Raw genomic sequence first — 13,854 nt, 5'->3', positions numbered from 1 at the left:
CTTTGATGTTCTAGGTGCGATTTTCAGGAATGGCGTCTGCGGCAAAATCTGCCGAGAGATAGGCGAGAATGCTCTTGGCGAGCGCGATAATATCCTGGCGGGTCGTATGTTCTTCCGGGCTGTGGATGCAGCTTTCCGGTCGGCCCAATCCACCGAGAAGCACCTCCGGACCAAACCCAGCCTTCTGGACGTAGCCAAAATCGGAACAGCTCGCAGCGCCCCACTTACGGAAATCCTCCGGCTGATAGCCGAAGCCGAGCGACAGCGCCTTTTGCCATCGCGGCCAGTGCGGGCCTTCGGGATCGTCGGTGGGAATAAGATGTCCGACCAGATCGATGGCGAGCCCGAGCTCGGTACCGTCAATACAACCGCGGACAACCGCCTCGATCTCCGCTCGCGCCTCCTCAAAGGCTTCTTCTGGCGCATAACGGCGGCTGACGAGGATCTTGAGCTCGGCCGGCACCTGACCGCCCGCAGTACCGCCGTGGATGGCGGAAATCGTCAGCTGCGGGCGCAACGGTCCGGTGGCATGCGGCGGCGGGGCGAGCTTGGAGGCTCGCGCGGCGACGCCCGGCTTCAAGGCTGCGAGCGCGTTTAGAATCGGCAAGGCACCCTCGATGGCGTTGACGCCGGTGCCAGTTCGGTTACCCTCGCCGGCATGAACGGCATGACCGGTGATCGTCACCTGAAGATTGAAGATGCCGAAGCAACCCGCCCATATACGCGGCGCGGCCGTGCCGTTGAAGTTGAGGATGTGACCTTCAAGAAGCCGCTGTTCGGCCAGATAACGAATGCCGGGATAAAGTCCCCCCTCCTCGTCGGTGCACAAAAGCAGAACCGGATCATAGGCCAACGCCACCCCGCAGCGTTGGGCCGCATGCAGCGCCAGAAGCGTCGCCGCGATCGTACCCTTCATGTCCGCCGCGCCAAGCCCATAGAGATTGTCGCCTTCGATCGTCAGCGAAAGAGGATCACGTGTCCAGCCAGGTGCGACGGGGACCGTGTCGACATGGTAGTAAAGGCCGCAGACCGGTTGCCCGGTTTGACGGCGCGCGATCAGATTGGTGCGCCCCCCCGCAGCCGGCGCCCCCGGAACATGCCACAGCTCACGCGGCACGATAATGCGCTCGAACTCGAACTCCAACGACGTCAGCAGTTCCATCATCAGGTCGGCGAAGGCATCGTAGCCGAGCCCCGGAGGGAAAGATGTGTCGATCGCGACCATTCGCGCCAAAGCCTGCAAGGCGATCTCGACATCACGGTCAATCGCTGCCATGGCAGACATCAGGGAGCCTTGCGGCGAAGCAGGTTGCTGATCGATCATAGCACCCCCCGGGAGGGCCTCCGGCACAAGCCTCTCAGCTTGCGCATTAATATAAACTATATAGTAATACTGCGTAGACAAAGACCGCGTGTCAACTCCAAAGAAGAGGCAAATGATTGCCACAATCGCCCAACATTTCATCAGACGCACCGAGGCTCACCGAGTTGTCGTTGCCGCTTTACGAAGTGGTAAAGCGACAAATCACTGAAGCGATCATGATCGGCACGCTGGAGCCCGGCTCCGTCCTGCCCAGTGAAGTGGCCCTGTCACAAACCTACGGCGTCGCCGTCGGCACCATCCGCCGCGCCTTGATGGACCTCACGAACGACGGTCTGCTCAGCCGACGCCGCAAGACCGGGACGATCGTCACCGGCCGCAAACCCCAGCACAGCCTGAGACTGTTCTTCCAGTATTTCCGTCTTCATGGTCTCGACGGATCACTCAGCAAGTCGGTAACAACGGTGACGTCGCTTGATTTCGAAACGGCATCCGCCAGTGACGCAGACAAGCTGCAGATCGCAAAAGATGCGTCGATTGTTCGTTTTCACCGCTATCGAAGCGTCGACGATCGGCCCATCATGCACGAAACACTGACGCTGCCTGTTGAACGGGTTCCCGACTTTCCAAAGCGGAAGGAGGACATCCCGCCGCTCTTCTATCTTCACCTGCTCGATAAATACGGGATTCGCATCTCCGCGATCCGCGAGCAGATCGGCGCCGATCTCGCAACCGACATCGATGCGCGATGGCTGGATCTTAAACTCCCGGCAGCTGTGCTGACGATCGATGAAGTGGCGTATGACCAGATGGCCGTGCCCGTCCTGATTTCAGCGCACCGCGCAACGACGCAAAATCACAGATACGTCAACGAGATACGTTAGGCGCGCGATTGACAATGTCTAGCAGTACAAAGAGGTATCCTGAAGAGACCAGGCTAGCATCGGCCTTGAGGGATACTGCCGGGCTTGTAGTTTCTAGGAAATGTCCAATAATTGAGCAATGTCGAATGCTCTGCGCATCGCACGCGGCCGCTTCGGGAGAGTGGCGCTGCTGGATATGGATCGCCCCCTGGTGTGGCACGCGCACCCGCATTGCCACGTCCTGTTGAAGGTCGAGGGCGCCAATACGCAGTTTTCTGTGCGCGACAGGCTCGTGCCGCTCACCGACGAAAGCGCCGTTCTCATCAATGCCTGGGAGCCGCATGCCTATGCGCACGACCAGACTCGCCCGAAGACGGTGATCCTTGCGCTTTATATTGAACCGCAATGGCTCGGTCATTTCCGACCGAACTGGGCGGCGAGCCATGCGCCCGATTTTTTCGCCTCCAATATAGGCTTAATCACCCCGGACATACGTTCGCGCACCCGCACGCTTGCGGAGGCCATGGTACAGGAGCCAAACAGCAGCAAAGCCCACGAGATTCTTCTCGGCGAGCTGATGACCGCCGTCATCGAGCGTTTCGCCGAATGGCGTGCGGTGCCGAATTCGATCCGCGACCTGGCATCGCGCTCCGTGCTCGACTTCCGCATCCGCAATGCCGTCGAGCGCATGAAGGCGGCACCGGGCGACATCACCGATCTCGACCGATTGGCAATCGACGTCGGTCTCTCGCGCGCGCATTTCTTCCGACTGTTCGAAACGTCGATAGGGGTGACCCCGCGCGTCTTCCTCAATGTGCAGCGACTAGAGCAGGCCGTCGCGGCCGTCGCCGACGGGAGGGACAGTTTCGCCACGATCAGCGACCGGCTCGGCTTTTCTGTGCCGGCGCATTTTTCGCGCTTTTTTCACGATCATGCCGGATCCTCACCAAGCATCTTCCGTAGCGTCACCCGGCTCTCGGCCCCAGGATTTTGAGACTCCTCGGTAAGGTCTGATACGCCTCGGTATCGCCTGATCGCCCGCCCTCCTCCACCCTTCGCGCCACGGCACCCCTTCACGGATGGGTGCGGGAGGAGCGAATGACGAGATTGGAGACGACGGGAGCCCTGATCGGGCGAACCATCGAACGGGTCGAAGATGCCGGACTTTTGACCGGCCGCGGCCGATACATTGACGACCTGCCCGTCCGACGCGACACCGCGCATCTGGCAATCCTGCGCTCGCCGCACGGTCATGCCGAAATCAGGGCGATCGATACGACTGCGGCCTGCGCGCTGCCCGGTGTATTTGCCGTGCTGACCGGCGACGACGTGGCGCGGCTCACCCGCAGCATGACGGTCGGGGTCAAGGCCAATGTCGAATGTTGGCCGATTGCCCGCGACCGGGTGCGCTATGTCGGCGAACCCGTTGCCCTCGTCGTCGCCGAAAACCGTTATGTCGCCGAAGATGCGCTCGACCTGATCGAGGTCGACTACGCGAAGCTGGCCGCCGTCATCGATCCTGAAAAGGCACTCGCAGCAGACGCCCAGGTCCTCCATCCCTCGCTCGGCACCAACCTCATCAACGAGCGCATCTTTCGTTACGGCGACCCGGAGGCGGCTCTTGCCACGGCTGCACACCGCATTTCCATCCGCATCGCATATCCGCGTAATTCCTGCACGCCGATCGAGACCTATGGCGTCATCGCCGAATACGATCCGGGCGAGGATGCCTATGACGTCACGGCGAACTTTCAGGGTCCATTTTCGATCCATGCGGTGATTTCCCGTGCGCTGAACGTGCCCGGCAACCGCATGCGGCTGCGCGCACCGCCCGATTCCGGCGGTTCCTTCGGCATCAAGCAGGGTGTCTTTCCTTATGTCATCCTTGCCGCCGTCGCCGCACGCGTCGCCGGACGGCCGGTGAAATGGATCGAGGACCGGCTTGAACATCTGACGGCGTCCGTCTCGGCAACCAATCGCGTGACGACGCTGGAAGCCGCCGTCGCCGCCGACGGCCGCATCACCGCGCTTTTCTGGGATCAACTGGAAGATTGCGGCGCCCATCTGCGCGCACCGGAGCCGGCAACGCTCTACCGCATGCACGGCAATATGACCGGCGCCTACGCGATCGAAAACGTCGCGATCCGCAACCGCGTGGTGCTCACCAACAAGACACCGACTGGGTTGAACCGCGGCTTCGGCGGACCGCAGGTCTATTTCGCGCTCGAGCGCTTGGTGCACAAGATCGCCGTCGAGCTCGGCCTCGACCGGCTCGACGTCATTCGCCGCAACCTCGTTCCGGCCGACGCCTTTCCCTATCGCACAGCGACCGGCGGGCTGCTCGATTCGGGCGACTACCGTGTCGCGCTCGATCGGGCCTTAGCGGAAGGCGGCCTTGAGGCAATGCGGCTACGAAGGGACGAGGCGCGCGCCGAAGGGCGGCTTTACGGCATCGGCTATGCGGCGGTGGTCGAGCCGAGCGTCTCAAACATGGGCTATATCACGACGGTCCTGACGCCGGAGGAACGGGCGAAGGCGGGTCCGAAGAACGGCGCGCAAGCTGTCGCGACGATCGCCATCGACCCACTTGGCTCCGTCACCGTCAAGGTCGCCTCGGTACCGCAGGGCCAAGGGCACCGCACCGTTCTCGCGCAGGTGGTCGCCGAGCGGCTCGGGCTTTCCCTGGAGGCGGTGCGCGTCAACACCGAACTCGACACGGCGCGCGACGCCTGGTCGATCGCCTCGGGTAACTATGCGAGCCGCTTCGCTCCCGCAGTCGCGGGCGCCGCAGCACTTGCGGCCGACCGTATCCGGGGTCGCCTTGCCGCAATCGCCGCCGCGCAGCTCAACGTCACGGCGGACCGCGTGGACTTCCGGGCCGGAAAGCTCGTCGATCGCGACAATCCGGACAATGCCGTCTCTTTCGGCCGCGTGGCGGCGGCAAGCCACTGGGCGCCCGGCACCCTGCCCGAAGGCACCGCCCAAACGATCCGCGAGACCGTCTTCTGGACGCCGGAAGAGCTTCAGGCTCCGACGGCGGCAGACGGCATCAACTCGTCGCTCTGCCACGGCTTCATCTTCGACTTCTGCGGCGTGGAGATCGACCGGACGACCGGCCAGGTGCACATCGACCGCTATGTGACGATGCACGACTGCGGCCGCATCCTGCATCCCGGCATGGTCGATGGCCAGGTCCGCGGCGGCTTCGCCCAGGCCGTCGGCGCCGCACTCTACGAGGAGTATGCCTATGGCGGCGATGGCAGCTTTCTGACCGGCACGCTCGCCGACTACCTGATCCCGACCGTGATGGAGACGCCGGAGCCGCTGATCCTCCATCACGAGACACCCTCGCCCTTCACACCGCTCGGCGCCAAGGGGGTCGGCGAGGGCAATTGCATGTCGACGCCCGTCTGCATCGCCAACGCCGTTGCCGACGCGCTCGGTATCGAAGACATCCAGCTGCCGCTGTCGCCGAGCCGGGTCAGCGAATGGCTCTATGGCGAGGAGCGCCCGCCGTCGAAGCAGCAGGACGCGCTCCCTGTCGCCACCTATGCCTCTGGCGAGCGAATGCTGACCGGCTCGGGCTCGTCCGAGGTCGCCGCCAACCGCGAGGCCGTCTGGGCGATGCTACTCGACCCGAACACGCTGATGGCGATCATTCCCGGCGCGCACGAGGTCAAAAAGGTATCCGATACACATTTTCGCGCCGAGGTCACGCTCGGCATTGGCCCGGTCAAAGGCCGGTACCGCGCCGACATCCGCCTGTCCGACCTGGTCGAACCGGAAGCGGTCACGCTGTCCGGCGGCACGGAAGGCGCGCTCGGCTCCGGCCGCGGTACGGGCCGCGTCACACTGATCGAAACCGAGACCGGCACTCGCATCGACTATCGCTACGAAGCGGCGATCGGCGGCAAGGTCGCCTCGGTCGGCGGACGCCTGCTCGACGGCGCAGCGCGCGTGGTGATCGGCCAGTTTTTCCAGGCGCTTGCCCGCCACGCCGGCGGTGTCGCCCCCGGCGCCATCGGCCTGAAAAAACGCCTCTCTACTCTGTTCAGGAGACGCCGATGAAGCCCGCATCCTTCGACTTCCTCTGTCCGGAAACGCTGGAGGAGGCTCTTGCCGCGCTGGCCGAAGGCGGCGGCGAGGCGCGCGTGATCGCCGGCGGACAGTCGCTGGTGCCGATGCTCAACATGCGGCTCGCCCGTCCCGGCCTGCTCGTCGACATCATGCGGCTAAATCCGTTGCACAAGATCCAGACATCAGGCGACGAGATCGTTGTCGGCGCGGGCGTGCGCCAAGCGGAACTGGAAGCCCGGCCAGACCTTTCGCGGCACCTGCCGCTCCTTGCCGCGGCATTCCCCTGGCTCGGCCACGTGCAGACGCGGGCGCGCGGCACGGTCTGCGGCTCGGTCGCGCATGCCGATCCCAGTGCGGAATTACCGCTCGCACTGGTGACGCTCGGCGGTACCGTCAGCCTGCGTAGCCGCAGCCGGAGGCGCAAGGTCAAGGCGGACGACTTCTTCATCGGCATGATGGCCACCGACCTCGCCGAGGACGAGATGATCGAGTCCGTGCACTTTCCAAAGGCCCGGCCCGGTTGGGGCTTTTCCTTCCGCGAGATCGGGCGCCGGCATGGCGACTTCGCCATCGTCGCTTGCGCCGCCATCGCCGACGACGAGGGATTGCGGCTCGGCATTGCAGGGGTCGACGACCGACCGCGCGTCTTCCGGCTCCCGGCGCTCGACAACGACCAGTTCGACGATGCGATCAACGACATCGCCTGGTCCCTGAATGCCCGCGACGGCATTCATGCAAGCGCCCGCTACCGACGCGAACTGGTCCGCAGCCTCGGCCGCGAGACGCTTAAGGAGGCAAGCCGATGCCGCACCTAAACGCTGCCCGGAGGCACCTGGTCCACTTCACGCTCAACGGCCGAATGATCCGCGCCGAGGTCGAAAATCGCATGCTGCTCTCGGACCTGCTGCGCCACGAGATCGGCCTCACCGGCACCCATGTCGGCTGCGAGCATGGCGTATGCGGCGCCTGCACCGTGCAGATCGACGGAAAGCCGGCGCGGGCCTGCTTGACACTCGCCCAGCAGATCCGCGGCAGCAACATCCGCACCGTGGAGGCGCTGGCGACCGACCCGGCGGTGCTCTCCCCGCTCCAGGCGGCCTTTCGCCGCCACCACGGCCTCCAATGCGGCTTTTGCACCCCCGGAATTCTGATGTCGCTCGACGCCCTTTTGCGCGAGCGCCCGGACGCTGGCCGGAAGGAAATTCGCGAGCACCTCTCCGGTCATCTCTGCCGGTGCACGGGCTACGCGACCATCATCGAGGCGGCGCTTGACGCCGCGGAGGAACAACGGAAGGAGGAGACACCGAATGCTTGACCTTGGAACCAGTTTCCTCGCAAGCGTCGAGCGCGACCCGGATGCGCTCGCGATCGTCGACGGCGATATGCGACTGACCTATCGCGGCTGGTATAGCGGGATTTCGGCGCTTGCCGCCGCACTCGACGAGACCGGCCTTAAACGGGGCGACCATGTGCTCACTGCCATGCAGAATCGCTGGGAAAACGCGTCACTGCACTGGGCCTGCCAGTTCCTCGGCCTGATCGTCACGCCGCTCAACTGGCGGGCCAAGGCCGACGAAATCGACTTCGGCATCGCGGATGCCGGCGCGAAAGCCGTGTTCTACGAAGCCTCGACGGAAGAGGCCGTGCGCCTGTCGCGCCTCGCGCAGAACCTGCCACGGTTCTCCGCCGATGCGCTATCCGGCCTCATGGAGGGCAACGCCCCGGATATCGTACCTGTGGCGGACGCCGCAGACTGGTCGCTGATGCTCTATACGTCCGGTACGACCTCGAAGCCGAAGGGCGTTCCGCGCCGGCACCGCGCCGAACGCGCCGGCGCCCTCGCCCATGTGGCGCAAAACCTCTACCGCCATGGCGAGCGGACGCTCGGCGTCATGCCGCTTTATCACACGATGGGCGTGCGCTCGCTAGTCGCGTCCTCGCTGATCGGCGGCACTTTCGTCTGCCTGCCGCGTTTTGACGTGCCAAAGGCGCTCGACCTGATCGAGCGCGAAAAGATCACCAATCTCTATCTGGTGCCGACGCTGTACCACGACCTCGTGCATCACGAGGCCTTTTCGCCCGAGCGCATCGGCTCCGTCACCAAACTTGGCTATGCGGGCGCGTCGATGACCGACGGGCTGCTGAGGCGGCTGGACCAGACATTTCGGCCGGACCTCTTCGTTAACCACTACGGCTCGTCGGAAATCTACACCTTCACGATCGAGCAGAAGGCGGCAACGAAGCCCGGCTCCGCCGGCCGCGCTGGCATCAACCAAATGATCCGTGTGGTCAAACTGGGCAGCCGCCACCCGGACGAGCGGGCGGCCGTTGGCGAGGAAGGCGAGATCATCGCCTTGATGAAGAGCGACGAGGCATTCGAGGGCTATTGGAACCGTCCAGACGCGGACGCCAAGGCGCTTCATGACGGCTGGTACTTCACCGGCGACACCGGCTTCGTCGACCGTGACGGCGATCTCTTCGTCACCGGCCGGGCCGACGACATGATTATCACGGGCGGCGAGAACGTTTCGCCGGTCGAGGTCGAAAGCTGCCTGTCGCTGCATGAGGGTGTCGCCGAAGTCGCCGTCGTCGGCCTGCCCGACGAGCGCTGGGGCAAGATCGTCGTCGCCTTCGTCAAGCGACGCGGCGCCGTCACGGCCGAGGATCTTGACCGCCACTGCCGCGATTCCGGCCTTGCCAATTTCCGCCGCCCGCGCCGCTTCGTCTTCGTCGAGGCAATCCCGAAATCGCCCGTCGGCAAGCTCCTGCGCCGCCTTCTGGTGGCGGGCGAGTACATCGAGGAACGCACTCCCGAACACCAGTGAGCGACCAAACGCCGCCAGACCAACGAAAGGAAAACCCATGACTGAACCAGCCGCATTCCAGAACCCGCGCCTTGCCGAACTCGACGGCTTCACCGTCACGATCGACGCGGCCCGTCAGCGCGCCGACATCACGCTCGACCGTCCACCCTATAACGTCGTCTCGATGTTAGCGCGTGACCAGTTGCGCCTCGTCTTCGAGGCCCTCGATGAGGATGAGCGCGTGCGCATCGTCATCGTTGCCGGCAAGGGCGAGCACTTTTCGTCCGGCGGCAATATCAAGGGCTTCCTCGAGGCAAGCCCGGAACACGTCTCGCACCTTGCCTGGAACATCGCAGCCCCGGCCCGCTGCTCCAAGCCCGTCATCGCGGCCAACCGTGGCTATTGCTTCGGCGTCGGCTTCGAACTGTCGCTTGCTTGCGATTTCCGCATCGCGACCGACACCACGCGCTACGCGCTGCCCGAGCAGAAACTTGGCCAGATTCCGGGCTCCGGCGGCTCGGCCCGCCTGCAAAAGATGGTGGGCGTCACTCGCACTAAGAACATCGTGATGCGCTCAAAGCGGATCACCGGTCAGGAGGCCTACGACTGGGGCATCGCCTCGGAGATCGTCGCGGATGGCGACCTGGAAAAGGCCGTTGATGCGCTTGTCGAGGAATTGATTGGCTTTTCGCCGCTCGCCCAGCGCACGGCAAAAAAGCTCCTGAACGACACGGACGACGCGCTGCTGTCGACGGCCATCGAACTCGAGGGCCATTGCTACAGCCGGCTTCGGACATCGGAGGATTTCCGCGAAGGCGTACTCGCCTTCCACGAGAAGCGCGCGCCGGCCTTCGTCGGCCGCTGACCCATCGGCCGGAGGGGAACCCGGCTTCATTTCCACGAGGAGGGAGCGGCCTCGGAACCGCTTCGGGAGGATTAATCATGGATACGACACCGCAGACAACCCAGGAAAGCCCCCTTGTCGAAAGGGGGCCTGGCATTGCGTCGGGTCTGCGCGACCTGCCAAAACATCTCGGAATCAAGACGATGAGCGCCGGGCTCGTCGCCGCCATCTTCGGCTGCTCCGGCCCGGCCCTTATTGTCATCGGCGCGGCCGAGGCCGGCCACCTGACCAACGGGCAGACTGTCGCCTGGCTCTTTGCGATCTACGTTCTCGGCGGGATTATCAGCCTGCTGCTTGCGCTCTACTACAAGCAGCCGATCAATGGCGCCTATTCGATCCCGGGTGCAGCACTCGTTGCCGGTTCGCTTGCGACCATTCCGTTCAATGAAGCCGTTGGCGCCTTCATCCTGGCGGGCCTGCTGGTTCTGCTGCTCGGCGTCACAGGGCTCATCGGTAAGGTGATGCGCTGGCTGCCGATGCCGATCGTCATGGCGATGATCGCCGGTGCGCTGATCCGATTTGCGATCGGAACCGTCACCGCACTCGGCAATGCTCCGCTGATTGCCGGCGCCGCGATCCTCGCCTTCTTTGTCTCGATGCGGCTGACCAAGACTATTCCGCCGGTGCTGGCCGCCCTCGTCACAGGCCTGATCGCGGCGCTTGCGACCGGTGCGGTCGGAGGCGGCACGGCCAACATCGCCTTCGCCGCGCCGGAATTCACGCTGCCGGTCTTCTCCGTCGACGCCTTCTTCGCGATCGCCGTCCCGCTCGCCCTTCTTGTGATCGGCGCGGAGAACGCGCAGGCGACCGGCGTGCTCATGGCCGAAGGCTACAGGCCGCCGGTCAACGCGATGACCATCATTTCCGGCATCGGCGGCATCGCGGCCGGCCTCCTCGGCGGCCACAATGCCAACATCGCAGGCCCGATGACGGCGATATGCTCATCCGAACAGGCCGGAGAAAACAAGGAGGGGCGCTATGCCGCGACCGTCGTCAACGGCCTACTCTTCGCCGCCTTCGGTCTCATCGCCGGCGCTGCCGTTCCGATCGTGCTCAGCCTGCCGTCTGCGCTGATCGGCACCGTCGCCGGTCTTGCCATGATCGGCGTGCTGCTATCCGCCTTCCAGAATGCCTTCGGCAAGTCGCTCGGTAACCAGACCGGGGCTTTCGTCGCGCTCGCCGTCGCCATGTCGAACATCTCGCTCCTGGGCATCAGCGCCCCCTTCTGGGCCCTGTTCGCAGGCGTCATCGTGTCGGCGGTTGTCGAAGCCAGGACCCTCAACGAAAAGCAGGCTGCATGACGCCGCGACGGTTTTCGAGCCGGCGTCGAATTTGAACGCATACCCTTCCCCAAGGACATTTGTTCTTGGGGAAGACGGTTGAGGCCTGGATAGCGTTGGTGCTTCGGTCGAGGAATGACGTCCCAACGCTGCGCCACATCACGATCGATTTGCCGATCCCGGCCGCGCTCTAATAGGCAAGTTAGTTCTGCCCTGGGAGAGACGTCCTACAGGGGAGCGACGTCCGACAAATGCGACTGACCTCGGGAGATCAATCCTGGCCCAGGTCGCACGAACTCGCCGGCCGCATAGGGCCAGCCATTCCGATCATCGGAACGCCGGGCTTTCGCCTTTGCCGCAGAGGCGCTGCTTGCGATAGGAGCACGATCTGACGGAGTTTTTAGGGGCCATCCACAACCGCTGCGGATTGCAAAAGGGTTGGCGATCGACCAGACGCCGCAAGGCGCAGTCGGATATGAGGGGGGAGAATATGAAATTCCATGCAGATCATGCAGTCGGTGTTCTCTTCATCGCTTCAGGCGGCGTCGCCGCCTATCTCGGTGTAGATTACGGCTTCGGCAGCCTTTCCGAAATGGGACCGGGCGCTTTGCCGATATTGCTTGGCGCCACGCTGTTGATCTTTGGCGTTGCACTTCTGCTGCAGGCGCACTTGGCCAGCGAGGGGAGACCGTCCATCGCCCTTATGCCACGCGAGGAACTGCGGCCTTTCGTGGCCATCCTGGCTGCTCTTTTTGTATTCGGGCTGCTGGTTGACAGCGCAGGTCTTCTTCCAGGTCTCTTCGCGCTCGTCTGCATCGGCTGGCTTGCCGACAGGCGGGGGCGGCTGAAGGAACTCCCGCTCCTCCTCCTCGCCATCGGGGCGATCATCGTCGCGATCTTCTACTTCGGCCTGGGCATCCCCTTCCATCTGCTTGACTGGAGCATCTAGCGTGCCGGACTTCTTTTCATCCATCGTCTTGGGGCTGCAGGTCGCCGCTAGCATCGACAATCTCTTCTATTGCCTATTAGGGGTGACGCTCGGAACCGCAATCGGCGTCCTGCCGGGCGTGGGGCCGATCATCACCATCTCGCTGCTCCTGCCCTTGACTTTCGGCCTGCCGCCGACCGGATCGCTGATCCTGCTTGCTGGCATCTACTACGGCGCGGCTTATGGCGGATCCACCACATCGATCCTGCTCAACCTGCCGGGCGAAGCCTCATCGGCCGTGACCTGCCTGGACGGACACCAGATGGCACGGCGAGGCCGCGCCGGCTCGGCGCTTGCCATTGCCGCTCTAGGTTCCTTCTTTGCCGGCACCGTCGGCACGGTGCTGATCGCTGCTGCCGCGCCCGCTATGGCCTCGATCGCGGCAAGGTTCGGCTCCGCCGAATATGCAGCTCTCGTCTTCTGTGCCCTCGTCGCCACGGCCTCCATCGCCAAGGGCGGCTTCATCAAGGGCATCGGATCGGGCGTCCTTGGCGTGCTGCTGGGTCTGGCGGGCGCCGACGTCGCCTCCGGCGTCTTCCGTTTCACCTTCGGCCTTTCGGAACTGCGCGATGGGATCGACTTTGCCGTGCTGGCGGTCGGGCTTTTTGCGGTTTCGGAAATCATCACGACGATTGGCGGCGCGGGAAAGCCTGAGATCGCCACCTCGAAAGTCGGCCGGCTCTGGCCAAGCCGTGACGAGTTTCGCCGCGCATGGCCGGCCGTCCTGCGCGGCACGACGCTCGGCTCCTTCCTCGGGATTCTGCCCGGCGCCGGTCTCGCGATGAGCTCTTTCTCCGCCTATATGGTCGAGAAGAGCATTTCCAAACACCCAGATCGTTTCGGGGCCGGCGCCGTCGAGGGCGTAGCTGCACCGGAAGCGGCCAACAATGCCGCGTCCCAGACCGCCTTCATCCCGACCTTGATGCTCGGCGTTCCCGGGAGCCCCGTGATGGCCCTATTCCTCGGCGCGTTAATGATCCAGGGCATCAACCCCGGGCCGAGTATGATCAGTAACAATCCTGCCCTCTTCTGGGGCCTAGTGGGTTCCATGTGGATCGGCAACCTGATGCTCGTAATCCTAAACCTGCCGCTGATCGGTCTATGGGTAAAGCTTCTCGCGGTTCCTTATCACTGGCTCTACCTCTTTGTGCTCGCCTTTGCGTGCGTCGGGGTTTATTCGATCGGTTTTTCATCCCTTCAGATCCTGACGCTCGTCGTTTTCGGCGCCGTCGGCTATCTCCTGAAGCGGGCCGACTGCAGCCTCGCCATGTTCATCCTCGGCTTCGTGCTCGGACCGATGTTCGAGGAAAACTTCCGCCGCGCCATGTCGCTGTCGCGCGGCGATCCGATGACCTTCATCCATCGCCCGATCAGCCTCACCTTCCTCGTGCTCGGCATCGCGATCTTGCTCGCCGCCACCACGTCGCTCGTCAGAAAGGGTGCGCAGGAGGCAACGGACTGAAACACGTATCGTCCTCCCGGGGACAATTCGGCCGGAGCATCAAACCATGCTCCGGCCCTTTTTTCGGGTCTGTATCAAGTGAGGATCAGCAAACAGGAACAAATCCGATCGTCGTTTGCGCCCTCTGCCGTCGGCAAGCGAGGATGAGCACGCGC

The 13,854-nt window shown here is 63.8% G+C and carries 11 protein-coding genes; 10 read left to right on the top strand and 1 reads right to left on the bottom strand.

The genetic code is table 11. From position 1 onward, the window contains the following. Positions 1 to 10: 10 nt before the first annotated feature. Positions 11 to 1,276 carry a M20/M25/M40 family metallo-hydrolase gene (locus JL39_RS10280; protein ID WP_244446861.1) on the bottom strand — a complete coding sequence of 422 codons (1,266 nt, stop codon included), beginning with the start codon at positions 1,274 to 1,276 and terminating at the stop codon, positions 11 to 13. Positions 1,277 to 1,440: 164 nt separating this feature from the next. Here JL39_RS10280 and JL39_RS10275 point away from each other — a divergent pair, with 164 nt between their 5' ends. From JL39_RS10275 to JL39_RS10230, 10 genes are all read left to right on the top strand, one after another. Further along, a complete protein-coding gene (locus JL39_RS10275; protein WP_052182800.1) occupies positions 1,441 to 2,205 on the top strand; it encodes a GntR family transcriptional regulator in 765 nt (254 codons plus the stop codon). A 118-nt stretch (positions 2,206 to 2,323) separates the two neighbouring features. Then, complete coding sequence (locus JL39_RS10270; RefSeq protein WP_037149373.1) at positions 2,324 to 3,178, top strand: AraC family transcriptional regulator; 855 nt, start codon at positions 2,324 to 2,326, stop codon at positions 3,176 to 3,178. A gap of 104 nt (positions 3,179 to 3,282) precedes the next feature. Further along, the gene (locus JL39_RS10265) at positions 3,283 to 6,252 is read left to right on the top strand and encodes a molybdopterin cofactor-binding domain-containing protein (protein WP_037149370.1); all 2,970 of its coding nucleotides are present in this window, start codon (positions 3,283 to 3,285) and stop codon (positions 6,250 to 6,252) included. Then, positions 6,249 to 7,076, top strand: coding sequence for an FAD binding domain-containing protein (locus JL39_RS10260; RefSeq protein ID WP_037149367.1), 828 nt, complete (start codon positions 6,249 to 6,251; stop codon positions 7,074 to 7,076). The genes JL39_RS10265 and JL39_RS10260 overlap by 4 nt, the downstream gene beginning before the upstream one ends. Continuing rightward, positions 7,064 to 7,576, top strand: a complete 513-nt coding sequence (locus JL39_RS10255; RefSeq protein ID WP_037149366.1) for a (2Fe-2S)-binding protein — start codon at positions 7,064 to 7,066, stop codon at positions 7,574 to 7,576. Before JL39_RS10260 ends, JL39_RS10255 begins: the two co-directional genes overlap by 13 nt. Further along, on the top strand, positions 7,569 to 9,086 hold the full coding sequence (locus JL39_RS10250; protein WP_037149364.1) for an AMP-binding protein: 1,518 nt from the start codon (positions 7,569 to 7,571) through the stop codon (positions 9,084 to 9,086). The genes JL39_RS10255 and JL39_RS10250 overlap by 8 nt, the downstream gene beginning before the upstream one ends. A 37-nt stretch (positions 9,087 to 9,123) precedes the next feature. Continuing rightward, complete coding sequence (locus JL39_RS10245) at positions 9,124 to 9,930, top strand: enoyl-CoA hydratase/isomerase family protein (RefSeq protein WP_037149362.1); 807 nt, start codon at positions 9,124 to 9,126, stop codon at positions 9,928 to 9,930. Between the two features lie 77 nt (positions 9,931 to 10,007). Further along, on the top strand, positions 10,008 to 11,270 hold the full coding sequence (locus JL39_RS10240; protein ID WP_037149360.1) for a benzoate/H(+) symporter BenE family transporter: 1,263 nt from the start codon (positions 10,008 to 10,010) through the stop codon (positions 11,268 to 11,270). A 469-nt stretch (positions 11,271 to 11,739) separates the two neighbouring features. Continuing rightward, positions 11,740 to 12,198 (top strand): tripartite tricarboxylate transporter TctB family protein, encoded by a 459-nt coding sequence (locus tag JL39_RS10235; protein WP_037149359.1) that lies wholly within the window; start codon positions 11,740 to 11,742, stop codon positions 12,196 to 12,198. Position 12,199: 1 nt separating this feature from the next. After that, on the top strand, positions 12,200 to 13,699 hold the full coding sequence (locus tag JL39_RS10230; RefSeq protein WP_037149357.1) for a tripartite tricarboxylate transporter permease: 1,500 nt from the start codon (positions 12,200 to 12,202) through the stop codon (positions 13,697 to 13,699). Positions 13,700 to 13,854 lie beyond the last annotated feature (155 nt).

The sequence above is a fragment of the Rhizobium sp. YS-1r genome (genome assembly GCF_000757525.1).
GTDB lineage: Bacteria > Pseudomonadota > Alphaproteobacteria > Rhizobiales > Rhizobiaceae > Neorhizobium > Neorhizobium petrolearium.
The sequence above is the reverse complement of the archived record's forward strand: the minus strand, read 5'-3'. Positions and strand labels throughout refer to the sequence as shown.

Coding starts and splice junctions, on each gene's coding strand:
- JL39_RS10235 (WP_037149359.1), top strand. CDS start 11,740: ATGAAATTCCATGCAGATCATGCAGTCGGTGTTCTCTTCATCGCTTCA.
- JL39_RS10250 (WP_037149364.1), top strand. CDS start 7,569: ATGCTTGACCTTGGAACCAGTTTCCTCGCAAGCGTCGAGCGCGACCCG.
- JL39_RS10245 (WP_037149362.1), top strand. CDS start 9,124: ATGACTGAACCAGCCGCATTCCAGAACCCGCGCCTTGCCGAACTCGAC.
- JL39_RS10240 (WP_037149360.1), top strand. CDS start 10,008: ATGGATACGACACCGCAGACAACCCAGGAAAGCCCCCTTGTCGAAAGG.
- JL39_RS10265 (WP_037149370.1), top strand. CDS start 3,283: ATGACGAGATTGGAGACGACGGGAGCCCTGATCGGGCGAACCATCGAA.
- JL39_RS10270 (WP_037149373.1), top strand. CDS start 2,324: ATGTCGAATGCTCTGCGCATCGCACGCGGCCGCTTCGGGAGAGTGGCG.
- JL39_RS10280 (WP_244446861.1), bottom strand. CDS start 1,276: ATGGCAGCGATTGACCGTGATGTCGAGATCGCCTTGCAGGCTTTGGCG.
- JL39_RS10260 (WP_037149367.1), top strand. CDS start 6,249: ATGAAGCCCGCATCCTTCGACTTCCTCTGTCCGGAAACGCTGGAGGAG.
- JL39_RS10255 (WP_037149366.1), top strand. CDS start 7,064: ATGCCGCACCTAAACGCTGCCCGGAGGCACCTGGTCCACTTCACGCTC.